The following is a 15,662-nucleotide window of genomic DNA, read 5'->3' as shown; positions in this document are numbered from 1 at the left end:
CTAATACGCCTAAACCACCAATCAGTCCTAAAACACCACCAGTGGCCGCACCGGCTGTTGCACCGGCTTTAGCTCCTCCTTTAGCTTGTTCTCCAGAGGATTTAACCTCTGCACCAGAGAAATCAGCATCAACATCTTCATGACGAGTGATAATGGATACTTTATCCATATTAAAACCCTGATCTCTTAATTTTTGTAGTGCAACTTCGGCATTACTTCTATTCTCAAATGTACCAATAGCGTGTTTAATTGTGGTATTACTCATATTGTTTAACCTATTCTTTCAGTAAAATTCTGCCTTTCAAGTCGATTTACTATTCTTAATATCTATATTTTTATCGACTTTACTATTACTATAATCTTCATTTTTTTAATGGTTTCCATCTGTCTAAAGAGATAAATAGACTATTAATCCCTTAGTTAAATTTTATGGTAAAAGAAAGATGACAAAAACTTGATTATTGAGTTGGAATTGTCAATATTTAAGTTAATTCATCAATGAATCAAAAAAAGATTACTGATAGAGCTTTTCACAGCAGTTAAACTGACTGAAGAAAAACTTAATCAAGTTTAGAAAACAATATTAAAGCGAGAAATTTATAAGATAGAACCGATAATGAGGATTATTTTAACTGCTCAACACAGTTTAGGGCTTTCTAATACGAATCATTGCATTTTGAATTCTCTTTTTGAGGGTTGCATCTTTTTGGGCGTTTTCTGTGATGGCATTAAACTGATTAGAGGATAAGCCACTATCTTGGGCTATTTTCTTCGATTCATTACAAAATTGAACGGCAATCTTTTGAGCTTGCTCTGGTAGTTGTTTAATGGTTTCAGGTTGATCGCAAGCAATTTCTGGGGGTTGATTGTCTATGACTGCTTCGATTTCATCATAGGCGATGCGACGTTGATCTTCAATTTTTAACACCGTCTGAGCATAATTCGTGACTTCTTCATCACTAAAACTAGAGGGTGGCGGCGATGGGGTAGGGGAGACGTTTGGCACCAAACTACACCCATTAAGAATACCAAAAAATACGACTAAGCTAGACATAAGAGAACGAGTGAAGATTCTGTTCAAATTCAAAAGGGAACAGTGAATAAACACCATGCGTTGAGCCGCCAAATCCATAATAATAACTGAATCCCCGCCTGGGTTTCTTTTGTTTTGAATTATTTTAAGCATTATAAGTTCCTGACAATTGCCACACCAGTGAGATTGTGGGTTAACAGAATTAGGATAGAATTAAGGGTTAGACTGGGTTTGAGTCTGTTATCAGGCAAGAGACGAAAACGAAAAGATGAGTCTAGATTTTTACTCTATTTTTTCTACTGTCTCTGTTAATCTAGTGTTTATGACTAACACAGATCCCACTAACGAGCTTGTTACCCCTACCCTTCACACTCCCGTTTTATGTCAAGAGGTGATAGAAGGTTTAGCCATTGAACCAAATGGTCATTATTTAGATGCGACTTTGGGACGGGGTGGCCATAGTCGTCTGATTTTAGAGGCTTTTCCTGATGTTAGAGTAACAGGAATTGATCTCGATGGGGAAGCGATCGCGACCACTCAAGCTTATTTATCCGACATGGCCGAAAATCGCTTTGAGGTTTGGCAGGGCAATTTTGCAGACTATCCAGGAAAAACTGCACAATTTAACGGTATTTTAGCTGATTTAGGGGTAAGTTCTCCCCAGTTTGATGTACCCGAAAGAGGCTTTAGTTTTCGTCAGGAAGCAGCTTTAGATATGCGGATGAACCGTGAACAGTCCCTAACCGCAGCAGAAATTATCAATCATTGGGATCAAACCAGCCTAGCAGATTTATTTTATCAATATGGAGAGGAAAGGCGATCGCGGCCTATTGCTCGTCGTATTGTACAACAACGTCCTTTTGAGACAACGACAGAGTTAGCAGAGGCGATCGCTAAGTGTTTCCCCCCAAAACAACGGTATGGACGCATACACCCTGCTACGCGCGTTTTTCAGGCGTTACGCATTGCGGTTAATGATGAGTTAGGATCATTAGAAAGGTTCTTAGAAAAAGCCCCTCATTGGTTAAAACCTGGGGGACGTATGGGAATTATTAGTTTTCATAGTTTAGAAGATCGTCGGGTTAAATATAGTTTTCGAGACTCTTTATTATTGGATGTTGTGACGAAAAAACCGATGATTGCTCAACCCGAAGAAATAGAAAAAAATCCGCGATCGCGATCGGCAAAATTAAGGTTTGCACAACGGAAATTTAGTGAACAGTGAACAGCTATCAGTGACCAATTATCAAACGATTAAGAAAGTGAAGAAACAATAATATCAAAATAATTGTTCAGTTCTTCTTTGATCGATGAATAGTCACCATCGGTAGTAATCCATTCTGATTTAGAATTCTTGTGAAGATCATCAATTAGATTAATAATATTGTTCTTCATCATAGTTATAGAATAAATTGAAGAATCAATAGGAACTCCCAATGCCAAATAAATCTCTCTTAAACCCTTTAAACAACGATCTTCTAATACAGTCGAATCACCACAAAATAATGCGTAAGTTGTGTAACGTAGAATAATCTCTGTATCCCTTAAACAAGCAGCCATACGACGATGAGGATAGCAATTTCCACCGATTTGACTTAATGTTTCATTGGCAGCTATCATACTACTAACAGAACTGCTAACAATACTACTAGCATTGCCGCTAATAATATTAACAACATTAAGACGCTGATGTCCTTCCTTAAAAAGTCTAGCTAGTTTAGATTCAGAAGTTAATTCATCAAGTCTAAAAGATGCGTCAGCAACGTCAGCAAATACCACGTTTTTTGTCTGTTCTGGTAAGTTTTCTGAAAAATTTATGGATTCTTGTGAAAAATTTTTATCTAATTCCATCTTAAAAATTTCATAGATACTCAAAATCTTAATACTAGATAATTCGACATCAAAATCCTTAGGATTCCAAGCAACAATTGCATCTAACCTCATTTGAGTTGCACAAATAACCTGAATAGCTGCGTCAAAATTTCTCAAATTACTTGTTTTTGCTTCATATATAATATCCTTATCAACAGGGCAAATTTTTAGTTTTTTTTGGAGACTTTTAATGATTTTTATTCCATCATTCGTATTTGTCAATTGGCGAACATAAAAGTGAACTTTTTCTAATCCATTTTCTGTTACAAACAGTTCAAGTACCTGAGATTCTATCATTTTCCAGATAACCTCAGCTTCTATCCTAAAATCTCCTCGATTTAGCAAATACTCTAAAATGATGTCAGGATCTACCAAAACCTTTCTCATCAATCAAGTCCCTATTTGACTGACTTTTTTCTATCCTTTCAGGTTGTTTCGTTGGCGTAGGTTCACTTGCACCTAAAATTTCACGCATTTCTTCACCACTCAATTCTTGAGTTTCGGAAGTGTCTTGACAATCATCAGTCATATCAGAAGAAGATTCTTGAATCTCAAAAGAATCATTCTCAAAATACACATATTCCCCTTCATAGGCATTTTCAATGACATATAATCCAGGTTTAACTTCTGTAGTAATGGGTTTATAATTTTGTGGATGTCGGATGCTGCTAGGTTCTATCATAATTGTTACCTCTATTTTAAGATTAGTGCCAGAATATCAGCCCATAATTCAATCTCATTTTTACATACACTATCCTGATTTAACCATAACGTATTTTCTAGGGAAGTGCTAGTATCTATACAAAGAATTCCTAACATTTCTAAATCTTCTATTTTTTCAGTACGGGATAAACTTAAATCAAATATAGGAACACTATAAATTGCTTGTCTATCTTTTCGGATTTTATTAACTTGGGTTTTAGTTAAATTATAATCTTCTAAGTTATTTTTCATCATTTCAATATTTACTCGCCCATGTTTACGAGAGACCCATGTGTAACCTATACTTCCACTATTAACAGGAACTTCCCAATCGATATCTGGATCATTATCCATTCCATATTGATAAACAACAATTAGTGTATTTCGTTCAGTTGGTAGCATAATATAAGCACGTATCTCTTCTGCATTAGAATAATTTTTAAAACTTATAGCAACTTTTTCCAATGTCTTTTCAATTAAGTCTATTCGACCATACAAAACCCTTAATCTTTCTCTTTCGGTTCTAACTTTTTTGATAGCTTGAAAAACATTCTTATTTAAGTAGGAACTTACGTCCCTATATCCTCTATCAAATAGTCTTTCTCTATCTTGTTTTGAAATTTCAAAATCAAGCGTACCAATATCTTTCGGGAGTTTTATAGAAATATAATAAATATTCTTAATTAATGTTTCAATTAAATTATCACTTGCTTCTAACACTGTCTCTAACATATCTGGAATAAACTTTAATAATCCATAGTTACTCTGATCTAAAGAATGGTTTGATTGATTATTATCATCAACTACTAAATCAAGTGCAATAACTGGATAATTATTAACTTTTCTTTCTTCTTGAAATAAAAAGAGAGGTAAATTACTACTCAAACCACCATCAACTAATAAATAATTATCAGTTTGTACTGGAAAAAATACAAAAGGAAAACTCATAGATGCTCGCACAGCATCAATTACAGAATAGTCTAAACCTTGTCCTTGATCTAAAGGATAAATAACGGCTTGACGACTGATTAAATCTGAAGCAACTACTTTTAAAGGATAGCATCCTTGCTCTTGAAGTTCTCGAAAAGTAATATCTGTTTTATTTTTAAGAGAATCATGTTTTTCCCCAATTTTCTCTACTAGAAATTGCTTTAAACCATTTGCATCACATAATCCTAAATCTTGATTAAGTCTTTTCAAGAAGTTGATTAAAGTCATTATTAATCTTCTATTTTCTCCCATTCTCCAAATTTCATCATTAAGATTAAAATTATTAATTTTCTCGAAAAGCTGTCTGAAAGAATCTTTCAAATTTTCTAATTCAGATGCTGAGTTATCAAGAAACTGAGTAAAATCAATTTCTTCAATCATAATTTTTTCTAGTTCTTCCGATGTATAACCAACACTGGCTAATAAAGCAATAATACTCCCTGCTGATGTTCCTCCATAACCCACAAATTCAATCTTATTTTGTTCTATTGCTTGTATTCCTCCTACTAAGGCTGCACCTTTTACTCCACCTCCGGCTAAAATACCATAAGCTTTAGTTAACATGATTTGATTTTTTTAATAACTACTCTATTGTTCTTTATTATTTCATATTTTGGCTCTAATTAAACCAAATAATTACTAAAAAAATGTGGGAGTTAATAACACTCCCACAACGGTTTAAAAAGTAATTAAAGTTTCATAGTTACTGTTTTAATTTCTGTGTATTGTTGTAAGCCATATTCTCCTAATTCTCGACCCATACCAGACTGTTTAAAGCCACCAAAAGGCGCAGCCGCATCAAAAACATCGTAACAGTTAACCCAAACCGTACCGGCGCGTAAAGCATTGGCGATCGCATGACCTTTACTAATATCTTGGGTCCAAACCGCAGCGGCTAAACCATACATGGTATCATTCGCCCGTTGGATCACTTCATCCATGTCTTTGAACTTGATAATACTCATCACGGGTCCAAAAATCTCTTCTTGGGCAATTTTCATGTTATCTTGTACATCAGCAAAGACCGTGGGTTCAATAAAGTAACCGCGATCGCCGACACGGCCACCCCCACACAGAAGTTTTGCCCCTTCTCGTTGGCCTGACTCAATATACTCCATCACTTTATCAAATTGAGTCTTATCCACTTGCGGCCCTTGGGTGGTGTTATCATCAAAGGGATCGCCGACAATGCGCTGTTTAGCCCGTTCGACGCTTTTCGCCACAAACTCGTCATAACATTTCTCTTCTACAAATAGACGAGATCCGGCGCAACAACATTGACCCTGATTAAAAAATAGACCAAAATGCGCCCCTTCTATGGCCTGATCAAGGTTAGCATCAGCAAAGACAATATTCGGGCTTTTTCCCCCTAATTCTAAGGTAACGCGCTTTAAATTGGTTTGAGCAGACGCTTCTAGAATTAAATGGCCCACTTCTGTCGATCCGGTAAAAGCTACTTTATCAATATCAGGGTGACGGGCGATCGCTTGTCCTGCCGTTGGGCCATATCCTGAGAGTAAGTTAACTACCCCTGGAGGAAACCCGGCCTCTATAATTAATTCTCCCACTCTTAACGCGGATAAGGGGGTTTGTTCGGCGGTTTTCATTACCACTGTGTTTCCTGTGGCCAAAGCGGGGGCAAGTTTCCATGCTTGCATTAAAAGAGGAAAATTCCAAGGAATGATCTGCCCTACCACTCCAACGGGTTCATGGCGAGTGTAGCAAAAATAGGGACCATTGATAGGAATGGTTTTGCCTTGAATTTTATCTGCCCAACCTGCATAATAACGATAACAAGCAACAACCAGCCTTAAATCAGCGTTTAAGGAGTCTTGATAAGGTTTGCCGTTATCTAAGGTTTCGAGACGGGCTAATTCTTCGATGTTGGCTTCAATTAAATCAGCTAACTTATATAAAAGGTGTCCTCGTTGCGTAGCCGAGAGGTTAGGCCACTCTCCCTGGTTAAAGGCGTTTCTCGCAGCTTTGACAGCTTTATTAACATCCTCTGCGTCCGCTTCTGCTACGTCACAAATGACTTCCCCTGTGGTGGGGTTAATGGTTTCAAAGCGTTTTCCTGAAACACTTTCTATCCATTCATTGTTAATTAATAGTTGAGTTGGACCTATTTTTGCTTTGTTTTCTGGTCGTGTTGCTGTGACCATTTTATTAAGTCTCCATTTTTTATCTCGACTTTATTTTTAGGGTGAAACATTCTGAGTGATTTAGATCCTATTTTTTTCAAAAATTAACATTTTATTTTTTAATTAAGTATGGATATTTTTACCATTACTTAAGAAAAAGTTAAAAGATGTTATAAAAAGAAGCAAAATAAGATATATAGTAAAGAGAAGATATTGAGAATAATTGATAATTAATTATCCCTATTTTCTCAATCATTTAATGTTTCCGCAACCTTGAAAGATTTTGGAGTTTAATAATGTCAGGAGAATTTCTCGATTTTCTTAAGCATAAGTATGCTTATGTTGCTGTAGGAGAATTTAAGCCCGGCCAATTTTCTGAAGCCCAAAAACTTTATGAAAAAGCAGTTTCAACCTATAAAGATGGGTTTCAAGGGGCATTTTTATTACAAAAGCCTGGAACCGATGAAGGCATAGCGGTGATTATGTGGGAAAAAATTGAAGATATGGAGGCCAATCAAAGTGAGGTGTATGAAAAAATTATTGAAGAAATGACTCCGTTATTTGTCAAACCTCCAAAAACAGATTTTTATGAAGTTTGTAGCGAGATTGATGGTTTTTCTGAAACCTAACTTTTAGGATTATAGACTAACAAGTTTATCAGGATATTCTAAGGCAAAGGTTAATGATAGACTTCCAAATTGAGGATATAATTGCCTAGTTGGACTTTTCCTGACCATAACTCATATTCAATTCTGAGATATTCTGGTAATATATCCCCGTCTAGCTGTAAGCGACGAGTATAATTACGCAGACGGAAAGCATTGGCAATGTCCCCACTGTTATCGTTTAACCAGTAACGGCTTAACCCGTAAATTCCTGGTTCCCAAAAATGACGATAACAGAATTTACCATTTCCCTGTAAGCTCATAATAATCCTTGCAGGAGAAATTTCTAGCCATAACATATGTCTAGCGGTTTCAACGGCTGAAGTGGCTTCCTCTTCATTGACTGACTGGGAATTATCCGGTTGACTGAGGAGCAAATCGAACCGAAAACGATCTTTTTGGTATAACGTCCCGGAGGTTTCTAAAGTAGAGTCAATGGCTAAGTCCGTGGACATTAAAGATAATGATACAGGACGATGGTGATTGATAGGCATTTCTGAGTTAGACGGTGAGGAGCATATTTATACGATAAAGCCCAAAGGTCAAAATTAACAACGCCTTGGTGAATGATTTTTTTTAAGAAAAGTAAAGCAAAGGCTTGCCAAATGACACAGGTTGTTGCTATAGTTAGTAATTGTGTGAGCAATCAATCCTCAGTAGCTCAGTGGTAGAGCGGTCGGCTGTTAACCGATTGGTCGTAGGTTCGAATCCTACCTGGGGAGTTTAATCAAGTCAGAAGTTTGAAGTCAGAAGTCAGATTTCTGATTTATATTTATCTTTGATTGGATGCTAAGCTAGGCACATTAGCCTCTTCTGTTAACTTATATAGTAACAGCAATGTTTATCTACCCTAATTAATCTAACTTGTTTCTTTTTTATTTCCATAATGTAATGTTATTTTTCCTGTTTCTAAAAGTTCTTTAAACTCCTTAATCATATAGTTTGTCAAATTATTAGGATCTTTGTATTTTTCATAGTCGTTATTCATTCTATTAATTAAGACATTAATTTGATCGCGTTTATAATAAGTTTTAAGGTTTTTTTTGTGTCATAAAAACTCATATTTTGATGTTGTAAAATAAAAAATTAATTTGTAATTATTTTCTCATATTCTTTTCCTAAACTTTCCCAAGTAAAATAATTTTCTACATATTCTCTGCCATTTTTTGATAAAGTTTGACGTAATTTTTCATCTTCCAATAAATCACTAATTCCTTTAATATATTCTTCTATTGTATTCGCTCTTAATGCTCTTAAAGGGGTGTTTTCTTCATTCACTTCCATGCCTTCTAAACCGCGATCGCTTGCTACAATAGGAACTCCTGTGGCCATGGCTTCTAGGGTTTTATTTTTAATACCAAATCCTGATCTTAACGGAATGACACAAACCGTTGCTTTGTGTAAATACTCTGCCATTGACGGCACTTTTCCTGTAACAATAATCCCTGGGTTTTCTGCTAATTTTACCACAGAATCCGCAGGGTTTGCACCAACAATCGTTAAGGTAACATCAGGATATTTTTGACGAATTAAAGGAAAAATCTCTTGACTAAAAAAGCAAGCAGCATCAATATTAACCACATAATCCATTCCCCCTGTAATAATCAAATGATGACCCCCTGGATCACTATTTCGATAGGGAAAAATGTCTAAATCAACCCCATTAGGAAGAACAGAAACCGGCGTATCAATTTTAAATTCTTTCAGTTGTTGATAATCTTCATCTGTGGTGACAACAATATGAGAAAATTTTTGATAAACTCTTTTTTCGTAGCGTTTTAATAAAGGTAAATAAAGGCGATCGCGTTGAGGATTTTCTGAGGTTCCTGTTTCTAATTGATGTTGACAGGTTCGATAGACAGAACTATGACTATTAACAATGGTTTTAATTTTATTTTTATAAGAAGAACGAATATAAATTTCATTAACACTATGTTCACAGGTAATCGCATCAAAGTGATTATCTTCAACAGCGTCATCTAGCCAATTTTGAATCGATTCATCGTATAAAAAAGAAACATTAGGGGGGGTTCCTGTGATTAAAAATTGAGTAAATCTATTGATTTTTTTGAGTAATCCTGTTGTAGGATTAGCAGGACGAGGAAATAACATTAACGTTTGAACCCAACGTTTTAAGGCTTCTATTTCTTCTGTGGTAACATCCTCAGCTTGTTGGGTTACTAACGTTATCTGATGATGATAACTCAACTGTTTTAATAAGTTAAAGGTTCTCACTTGAGTTCCCCCTCGACTGGGAGGATAAGGAAAAGTAGCACAAATCATTAATAATTTCATTGCATTAGAGTAATGGAAACGACAAACAAATTTATATGATCTTAATCCAAAAAATATGTTAGTATATTAAGTGAGACAAATAAGTATTCGGTAGCAGATTTTGTTATTAGCATTGACGGGTCTTTCCCTTTCAGCCTTGATACGATTCTCTCCGATCACTCACTCTCTACAATCCTTGTAAATAGCGGAGATAATCACAAAATGTCAATTTATGTAGGAAATCTATCCTATGACGTAACCAAAGAAGACCTTAGCGAAGTCTTTACAGATTACGGCGAAGTAAAGCGTGTTCACATCCCTACAGATCGTGATACCGGTCGTATGCGTGGCTTTGCTTTTGTAGAAATGAATTCTGATGACCAAGAAGAACAAGCCATTTCTACCTTAGATGGGGCTGAATGGATGGGTCGCACCTTAAAAGTGAACAAAGCCAAAGAACGTCAACCTCGTGGTTCTTTTAACGGTGGTGGCGGTAGAGGCCGTGGTCGTTTCTAAGTTCACATCATTGACTTAATTTATTTGAAGGGTAGGGGTTTTCGACTTCCTACCTTTTGTTATGGCTGAGTCGATATTCCACCATCATTTTAACCACCTCTGGCATTTTATATTGAGGTTTCCAGCCTAATTGTTGGGCCGCTTTACTCGGATTACCACAACTGTAAGAAATATCGGTCGGACGGAATAAACTTTGATCAGTAATTACATAATCTTGCCAATTTAAACCTAAACATTTGAAGGTTTCAATCACAAAATCTTCTAAGGAATAACTCTCACCTGTGGCAATCACATAATCGTCAGCTTGGGGTTGTTGCAGCATTAAATACATGGCTTGAATATATTCAGGGGCCCAACCCCAGTCCCGTTTAATTTTGACATTTCCTAATTGTAATGGATGGGAATGACCTTGAGCAATTTTACAAGCGGCTGCCACAATTTTTTGCGTTACAAAACGTTGGGGACGGAGGGGCGATTCGTGATTAAATAAAATACCAGAACAGGCAAAAATCCCGTAAGCTTCTCGATAATTTGCCACTTCCCAAAAGGCCGCAGATTTCGCCACAGCATAGGGACTACGAGGACGAAACGGGGTTAATTCATCGGCCGGGGTTGTGCCAATATCCCCAAAACATTCACTTGACCCTGCATTATAAAACTTAATGGGTGCGCCGGTAAAACGAATGGCTTCGAGTAAATTTAAAGTCCCTGTGGCGATACTTTCTAAGGTTTCGACAGGAAGTTCAAAAGACAATCCCACGGAACTTTGACCGGCTAAATTATAGACCTCATCCGGTTCAATTTTGTTGAGAATTTGTAGCACACTGCGAAAGTCATTAAGGGCCATCGATTCAACTTTGACTTGTTCACGAATTCCCAGACGTACTAAGTTTTGAAACGAAGACATTTGAGCATCCCGTGAGGTTCCACAAACCACATAACCCTTATTTAAAAGAAATTGAGCCAAATAAGACCCATCTTGTCCAGAAATGCCACAGATTAAAGCTGTTTTTTGTGCCATTTTAATTGTTCTCTTTGAAGATTATATTTTATCTTGCCTATTGCCACCCCCTCTAACTCCCCCTTTTGTGAGGGGGAGAACCCTTGCCTCTTGCCTCTTCCCTAAAACAAAAAGATACTATTTTTTGGCTGATTTTAAAAGTAATTGTAAAGCTTCTTTTAAATAGCCAATTTGACCATAGGCATAAACTAAATTATCAAAACTTTGTGCCGGTTGACCGATATATTTTACCGATTTATATAAGCCTCTGATTAATCTTTCTCCCCCTCTTCCTAACTGATTAATCCCTGTACGGCCAGCAATTTCTTCTCGATAACATTCGCTCACCCCTTGCCACCAACTGCGGCGTAAAAACCAACTGCGCTGAAGCCTTTCTGGGGCAACATTATGAGCAACGAGAGCATCTGGAAGATAGGCAACTTCCCATCCTTGATTTAAAGCTAATTCGGTCATAAATAATTCTTCATTGGATAGGAGTTTTTTGCCCACTCTCCCTAAATTAGCATCAAACCCCCCAATTTTCTCTAAAAATGACCGTCTTAGGGAATAATTTAACCCTCTTGGAGTAAGTTGAGGGTTGGTAATTGATACTTCTTTATCGCCTAAATCGTAAGACCCTAAACCCCCGGCTAACCCCTCAGAAATCCAAGCCGGCGGCGTGATATTATCGGGCCAGATTAAGGTGACTTTACCCCCTGCGATCGCTAATTTTTCATTCTCCTCATAGGAGTCTACCAAAACCTTTAACCAGTGAGGGGAGGCCACAGCATCATCATCGAGATAGGCTAAAATTGGGGCGGTGGTTTCTTCCGCTCCTCGATTACGGGCAACGGATAGCCCTAAAATTGGCTCATAAACGTATCTAAGGTGAGGATTGGATAAAAAGGGTTCAACCACCTCTTTTGTGCCGTCAGTGGAGCCATTATCGACGATGAGGACTTCATAGGTTACCCCTTCTTGTGCTAATAAACTTTTAATCGCCTCACCTAAATAGCGATCGCGGTTATGGGTACAAATAATAGCAGCAATTTTAGGATTAGACATGGATTAAGCCATTGTCAGGATGTAAATTTACTATAGGTATCTAACAATACTTGTTCATAACGTTGCGTCATTTGTTCCCAAGTATATTTATTTTCCACTAAAGTCCGTCCGTTGTGGGATAATTTTTCTCTGAGTTTTGCGTCTTGAAAGAGACGGCCTACGGCATAAACATATTCATCCACATCGTTGGCCCTCATGGCCACTAAGGGAACCCCCGGCCCATCAACCGGTAATCCTTCTAAACCATAATCACTGGCCACTAAGGGGGTTCCGGTGGCCAACGCTTCGAGGGTTCGCATTTTCGTGCCGATACTTTTACGAATGGGAATCACTGACACGGTGGTGTTATGGAGATAATCAAGCACACAAGGGACTTGTCCCGTGACCTGAACCCCTGAGAGTTCGTTTAATTCTAACACTTCCTCAACGGGCCGACTTCCTACGATATCAAGGGTTGCATCGGGATAGCGTTGAAGAATTTTCGGAAAAACTTCTAAACTAAAGAACCGTGCAGCATCAACATTGGCTGGTTTGTCCATGGCACCGACAAAGGTAATACGGTGTCCGTCTTGATTATTAGGCCGTTTGGGAAAAACTTGTAAGTTGAGTCCGTTGGGAACGAGGATAACAGGGACTTCTAATTTTAAGTTTTTTAGGGTTTGTTGTTCGGTTTGATTGGCTGCGATGACGGAGGCAAATTTATGACAATATTGTCTTTCATAACGACGTAATAGGGGTAAGCTTAATTGATTCTTTAATCCCCCATCGTTGGAACTGGTTTCAATTTGATGCTTATACATCCCATAAACAGAACGGTGGATATCAATCACTGTGGGAATTTTTTCTTGCCATTCTGGTCTAACATAGATTTCATTAGCACTGCCTTCGCATAATAAAATATTAAACTGTTCAGATTCAATGGCTTGATCTAACCATTCCTGAATTGCAACCGAATAACGGGATAACACCCGTGGGGGTGTCCCTTGTTGTACGAATACTCCCAATTGTTTAGCGGTTTCTAGGAAACCTTTGCCATTTTCGTCGCGGTTAACAGCAGGAAAAACAATGCAATCACTGATGTGCTGCTGTAGCGCATCAATATCCTCTTCTAACACTTGTTTGGGTTCTTGGGTGACTAGGGTAATGTCATACTTTGTATTAAGATGTTTGAGTAAGGAAAAGGTTCTCACCTGGGCTTTTCCCTGTATTGGTGGATAAGGAAAAAGGGATGAAATTACAAGAATCTTCATGGGTAGATTCATTAGTTATCTAGTTTAGTTTAGCAAGCTTCTCTTTATCTGTAACCTATTTCAAATAAATATTATCACTCTGTCGTCCTAAAAAACTCTGAAATACTAAATTTTATGGTTTTTTATTGATAATTTATTATGTTTCGCTAACTTTTGTCGTTCATTTGTTCCAAAATCTTTAATTATAAGTTTATTTTTCTTGTTTAAGATTAAGTTAAAAAATTCAACCTCTTGATTATTGTGAGACTTATTTATAGTTTATTATTTATCCTCGCTTTTTTATTCGTTATACAAATGTCTTCTAGTCATTCTAATTCCGCTTATTCTTTACTCAGTGATCCTTTTTTACAGTTTCCGACAGAATCATCGGTTAAAGTGGTTTGGTTTACTGAGTTTCAGGGAAGGGAAAATAAAATTATTTATGGACAAAATTTAGATAAAGAAATAATTGCTAAAACGACGGAGTTAAGTCGGACGAGAGAAGATGAACAGTCAAAGGTAAAGGGGGATTATTCCGAAACAACAAGGCGACAAATTTGGCGACACGAGGGAGAAATTACAGGGTTAAAACAAGGAGAAAAAGTTCCTTATAAAGTGGTTACTTTAGTTAAAAAAGATAAAATAGAAAGTAATGTTTTTTCTTTGGCTTCTTCTCCTAAAAAAGAAACTCCTTTAAAAATTTTATTAACCTCTGACCATCAATTAAAGCCAATGGTGGCAGCTAATTTACAAAAAGTTGTTGAAACAATAGGTAAAGTTGATGCTATTTTTCTGGCTGGTGATTTAGTTAATATTCCCGATCGCGCTTCAGAATGGTTTGATGATCAAAGGGGTGGAGCCTTTTTTCCCTGTTTACAAGGATTGGCTAATTATACCATCGAAAATGAAGATAAAACAACGGTTTATCATGGGGGTCAATTGATCCAATCTGCGCCATTATTTCCTACCATTGGTAATCATGAAGTGATGGGAAAATGGTCAGAAACTAAACGCTTATCTCGACAATTTGTAGATGCTATTCCTAGAGAAGTGGCTGAAAATCTTTACTCAGAAAAATCTGATAGTATTAATCCTAATCATGATAATAATTTTAAAGAAAGTTGGATAAAAAATAATTCATTTAATACGGATACTTATGAAGAGATTTTTTCCTTTCCTCAAACAGCATCTAATAACAGTCATTATTACGCTGTTACATTTGGGGATATTCGTTTAGTGGTTTTACAAGTTACTAATATTTGGCGTTCTCCGAGTTTAGAAAAGAAGGTTACAGGGAGATATCAAGAAGCAGAAAAAGACTTTGATAACCCTGAAAATTGGGGCTATGGTCAACATATTTTTAAACCCATTGAAAAAGGAAGTGAACAATATCAATGGTTAAAAAATGAATTAAAAAGTGAAGCATTTCAACAAGCCAAATATAAAATAGTAATGTTTCATCATCCTGTTCATACCTTGGGAGGAAATATTGTTCCAGCTTATACTAATCCCATACAAAAAATTAACAAGGATACTGAGGGCAATATAACAGAAATTCGTTATGAATATCCAAAAGAAAATGATTATATTATTCGGGATTTAATGCCCCTTTTAGAAACAGCAAAAGTTGATTTAGTGTTCTATGGTCATTCTCATCTATGGAACCGTTTTATCAGTTCAAATGGTATTAATTTTCTGGAATCTTCTAACGTTGGGAATAGTTATGGCGCACATTTAGGCAATAATAAAAGGCAGATTCCTCCTGATTATTCTCCGTTAAATTATGTTGAAATTGGTGATCCCAATGGCCTTAAACCCATCATTCCTAATTTAGCACCTTTAACAGATGAAAATAATAATCCTTTACCCTATATTGCCAGTAATGAAATTACCGTTTTTAGTATTTTAGATACAGAAAAAGGAACCGTTAGTAGTTATTACTTTGATACCCGTAAACCTAATTCTAATGTGATTAAATTTGATGAATTTGCAATTTAATGGTATTTTAATAAGGATAACTACTCTATTTGTTGATCCCCATTAGGTAATTTGTTGAGTTAGGGGCTTTGCTTAGGTTACATTTCTTGATATACTGACAACAGCATTAAATTGATAATAAAGGGTACACAACCTGTCAGTAAGTTGTGTTTTTTCTAGGGACAATTTATAAACTGT

Annotated in this window: 16 protein-coding genes and 1 tRNA gene; 5 read left to right on the top strand and 12 right to left on the bottom strand. The window is 36.6% G+C overall.

What is annotated here, in order from left to right; all coding sequences use genetic code 11:
* On the bottom strand, positions 1-265 hold a 265-nt coding region (locus C4E06_RS24880; RefSeq protein ID WP_339377200.1), incomplete at its 3' end, for a general stress protein.
* 381 nt (positions 266-646) lie between these two features.
* A complete protein-coding gene (locus tag C4E06_RS24875) occupies positions 647-1,186 on the bottom strand; it encodes a DUF4168 domain-containing protein (protein WP_107671049.1) in 540 nt (179 codons plus the stop codon).
* Between the two features lie 169 nt (positions 1,187-1,355).
* On the opposite strand from C4E06_RS24875, the gene rsmH reads away from it, so the two are divergent.
* On the top strand, positions 1,356-2,258 hold the full coding sequence (gene rsmH, locus C4E06_RS24870) for a 16S rRNA (cytosine(1402)-N(4))-methyltransferase RsmH (protein ID WP_107671053.1): 903 nt from the start codon (positions 1,356-1,358) through the stop codon (positions 2,256-2,258).
* A 29-nt stretch (positions 2,259-2,287) separates the two neighbouring features.
* Here rsmH and C4E06_RS29095 read toward each other — a convergent pair whose 3' ends face one another.
* The 4 genes from C4E06_RS29095 to C4E06_RS24850 form a co-directional block, all read right to left on the bottom strand.
* Entirely contained in the window at positions 2,288-3,280 is a 993-nt protein-coding gene (locus C4E06_RS29095) for a PIN domain-containing protein (protein ID WP_157951242.1), read from the bottom strand.
* Positions 3,267-3,587 (bottom strand): hypothetical protein, encoded by a 321-nt coding sequence (locus C4E06_RS24860; RefSeq protein ID WP_107671047.1) that lies wholly within the window; start codon positions 3,585-3,587, stop codon positions 3,267-3,269. The genes C4E06_RS29095 and C4E06_RS24860 overlap by 14 nt, the downstream gene beginning before the upstream one ends.
* Before the next feature lie 11 nt (positions 3,588-3,598).
* On the bottom strand, positions 3,599-5,161 hold the full coding sequence (locus tag C4E06_RS24855; protein WP_107671046.1) for a patatin-like phospholipase family protein: 1,563 nt from the start codon (positions 5,159-5,161) through the stop codon (positions 3,599-3,601).
* A 125-nt stretch (positions 5,162-5,286) separates the two neighbouring features.
* Positions 5,287-6,759: an aldehyde dehydrogenase family protein gene (locus C4E06_RS24850; protein ID WP_107671045.1), complete on the bottom strand. Its 1,473-nt coding sequence runs from the start codon at positions 6,757-6,759 to the stop codon at positions 5,287-5,289.
* Positions 6,760-7,034: 275 nt separating this feature from the next.
* Here C4E06_RS24850 and C4E06_RS24845 point away from each other — a divergent pair, with 275 nt between their 5' ends.
* Positions 7,035-7,367 carry an antibiotic biosynthesis monooxygenase gene (locus C4E06_RS24845; protein WP_107671044.1) on the top strand — a complete coding sequence of 111 codons (333 nt, stop codon included), beginning with the start codon at positions 7,035-7,037 and terminating at the stop codon, positions 7,365-7,367.
* A 50-nt stretch (positions 7,368-7,417) separates the two neighbouring features.
* On the opposite strand, the gene C4E06_RS24840 is transcribed toward C4E06_RS24845, so the two are convergent.
* Positions 7,418-7,897 (bottom strand): hypothetical protein, encoded by a 480-nt coding sequence (locus C4E06_RS24840; protein ID WP_107671043.1) that lies wholly within the window; start codon positions 7,895-7,897, stop codon positions 7,418-7,420.
* A gap of 156 nt (positions 7,898-8,053) precedes the next feature.
* Here C4E06_RS24840 and C4E06_RS24835 point away from each other — a divergent pair.
* Positions 8,054-8,125 (top strand) — tRNA-Asn (locus C4E06_RS24835).
* 137 nt (positions 8,126-8,262) lie between these two features.
* Here C4E06_RS24835 and C4E06_RS29360 read toward each other — a convergent pair.
* Both C4E06_RS29360 and C4E06_RS24830 read right to left on the bottom strand, forming a co-directional pair.
* Positions 8,263-8,391: a hypothetical protein gene (locus C4E06_RS29360; RefSeq protein WP_255412194.1), complete on the bottom strand. Its 129-nt coding sequence runs from the start codon at positions 8,389-8,391 to the stop codon at positions 8,263-8,265.
* Between the two features lie 98 nt (positions 8,392-8,489).
* Entirely contained in the window at positions 8,490-9,698 is a 1,209-nt protein-coding gene (locus C4E06_RS24830; RefSeq protein ID WP_198649017.1) for a glycosyltransferase family 4 protein, read from the bottom strand.
* Between the two features lie 201 nt (positions 9,699-9,899).
* Between C4E06_RS24830 and C4E06_RS24825 the strand changes: the two genes are divergently transcribed.
* Positions 9,900-10,193 carry an RNA-binding protein gene (locus C4E06_RS24825; protein ID WP_009545489.1) on the top strand — a complete coding sequence of 98 codons (294 nt, stop codon included), beginning with the start codon at positions 9,900-9,902 and terminating at the stop codon, positions 10,191-10,193.
* A gap of 49 nt (positions 10,194-10,242) precedes the next feature.
* Here the strand turns inward: C4E06_RS24825 and C4E06_RS24820 are convergent, their stop codons facing one another.
* The 3 genes from C4E06_RS24820 to C4E06_RS24810 form a co-directional block, all read right to left on the bottom strand.
* On the bottom strand, positions 10,243-11,214 hold the full coding sequence (locus tag C4E06_RS24820) for a GDP-mannose 4,6-dehydratase (protein WP_107671042.1): 972 nt from the start codon (positions 11,212-11,214) through the stop codon (positions 10,243-10,245).
* A gap of 117 nt (positions 11,215-11,331) precedes the next feature.
* Positions 11,332-12,258 carry a glycosyltransferase family 2 protein gene (locus tag C4E06_RS24815; protein ID WP_107671041.1) on the bottom strand — a complete coding sequence of 309 codons (927 nt, stop codon included), beginning with the start codon at positions 12,256-12,258 and terminating at the stop codon, positions 11,332-11,334.
* 14 nt (positions 12,259-12,272) lie between these two features.
* Entirely contained in the window at positions 12,273-13,508 is a 1,236-nt protein-coding gene (locus C4E06_RS24810) for a glycosyltransferase family 4 protein (RefSeq protein ID WP_198649016.1), read from the bottom strand.
* Between the two features lie 294 nt (positions 13,509-13,802).
* Between C4E06_RS24810 and C4E06_RS24805 the strand changes: the two genes are divergently transcribed.
* Positions 13,803-15,485 (top strand): metallophosphoesterase, encoded by a 1,683-nt coding sequence (locus tag C4E06_RS24805; RefSeq protein ID WP_107671051.1) that lies wholly within the window; start codon positions 13,803-13,805, stop codon positions 15,483-15,485.
* The last annotated feature ends 177 nt before the right edge of the window (positions 15,486-15,662 follow it).

The organism is Cyanothece sp. BG0011, assembly GCF_003013815.1.
In the GTDB taxonomy this organism is placed as follows: domain Bacteria; phylum Cyanobacteriota; class Cyanobacteriia; order Cyanobacteriales; family Microcystaceae; genus Crocosphaera.
The sequence above is the reverse complement of the archived record's forward strand: the minus strand, read 5'-3'. Positions and strand labels throughout refer to the sequence as shown.

What these genes read in the sequence shown, in the direction of transcription:
- C4E06_RS24875 (WP_107671049.1), bottom strand. Translation starts at nt 1,186, where the DNA reads ATGCTTAAAATAATTCAAAACAAAAGAAACCCAGGCGGGGATTCAGTT.
- rsmH (WP_107671053.1), top strand. Translation starts at nt 1,356, where the DNA reads ATGACTAACACAGATCCCACTAACGAGCTTGTTACCCCTACCCTTCAC.
- C4E06_RS24860 (WP_107671047.1), bottom strand. Translation starts at nt 3,587, where the DNA reads ATGATAGAACCTAGCAGCATCCGACATCCACAAAATTATAAACCCATT.
- C4E06_RS24855 (WP_107671046.1), bottom strand. Translation starts at nt 5,161, where the DNA reads ATGTTAACTAAAGCTTATGGTATTTTAGCCGGAGGTGGAGTAAAAGGT.
- C4E06_RS24850 (WP_107671045.1), bottom strand. Translation starts at nt 6,759, where the DNA reads ATGGTCACAGCAACACGACCAGAAAACAAAGCAAAAATAGGTCCAACT.
- C4E06_RS24845 (WP_107671044.1), top strand. Translation starts at nt 7,035, where the DNA reads ATGTCAGGAGAATTTCTCGATTTTCTTAAGCATAAGTATGCTTATGTT.
- C4E06_RS24840 (WP_107671043.1), bottom strand. Translation starts at nt 7,897, where the DNA reads ATGCCTATCAATCACCATCGTCCTGTATCATTATCTTTAATGTCCACG.
- C4E06_RS29360 (WP_255412194.1), bottom strand. Translation starts at nt 8,391, where the DNA reads ATGAATAACGACTATGAAAAATACAAAGATCCTAATAATTTGACAAAC.
- C4E06_RS24830 (WP_198649017.1), bottom strand. Translation starts at nt 9,698, where the DNA reads ATGAAATTATTAATGATTTGTGCTACTTTTCCTTATCCTCCCAGTCGA.
- C4E06_RS24825 (WP_009545489.1), top strand. Translation starts at nt 9,900, where the DNA reads ATGTCAATTTATGTAGGAAATCTATCCTATGACGTAACCAAAGAAGAC.
- C4E06_RS24820 (WP_107671042.1), bottom strand. Translation starts at nt 11,214, where the DNA reads ATGGCACAAAAAACAGCTTTAATCTGTGGCATTTCTGGACAAGATGGG.
- C4E06_RS24815 (WP_107671041.1), bottom strand. Translation starts at nt 12,258, where the DNA reads ATGTCTAATCCTAAAATTGCTGCTATTATTTGTACCCATAACCGCGAT.
- C4E06_RS24810 (WP_198649016.1), bottom strand. Translation starts at nt 13,508, where the DNA reads ATGAAGATTCTTGTAATTTCATCCCTTTTTCCTTATCCACCAATACAG.
- C4E06_RS24805 (WP_107671051.1), top strand. Translation starts at nt 13,803, where the DNA reads ATGTCTTCTAGTCATTCTAATTCCGCTTATTCTTTACTCAGTGATCCT.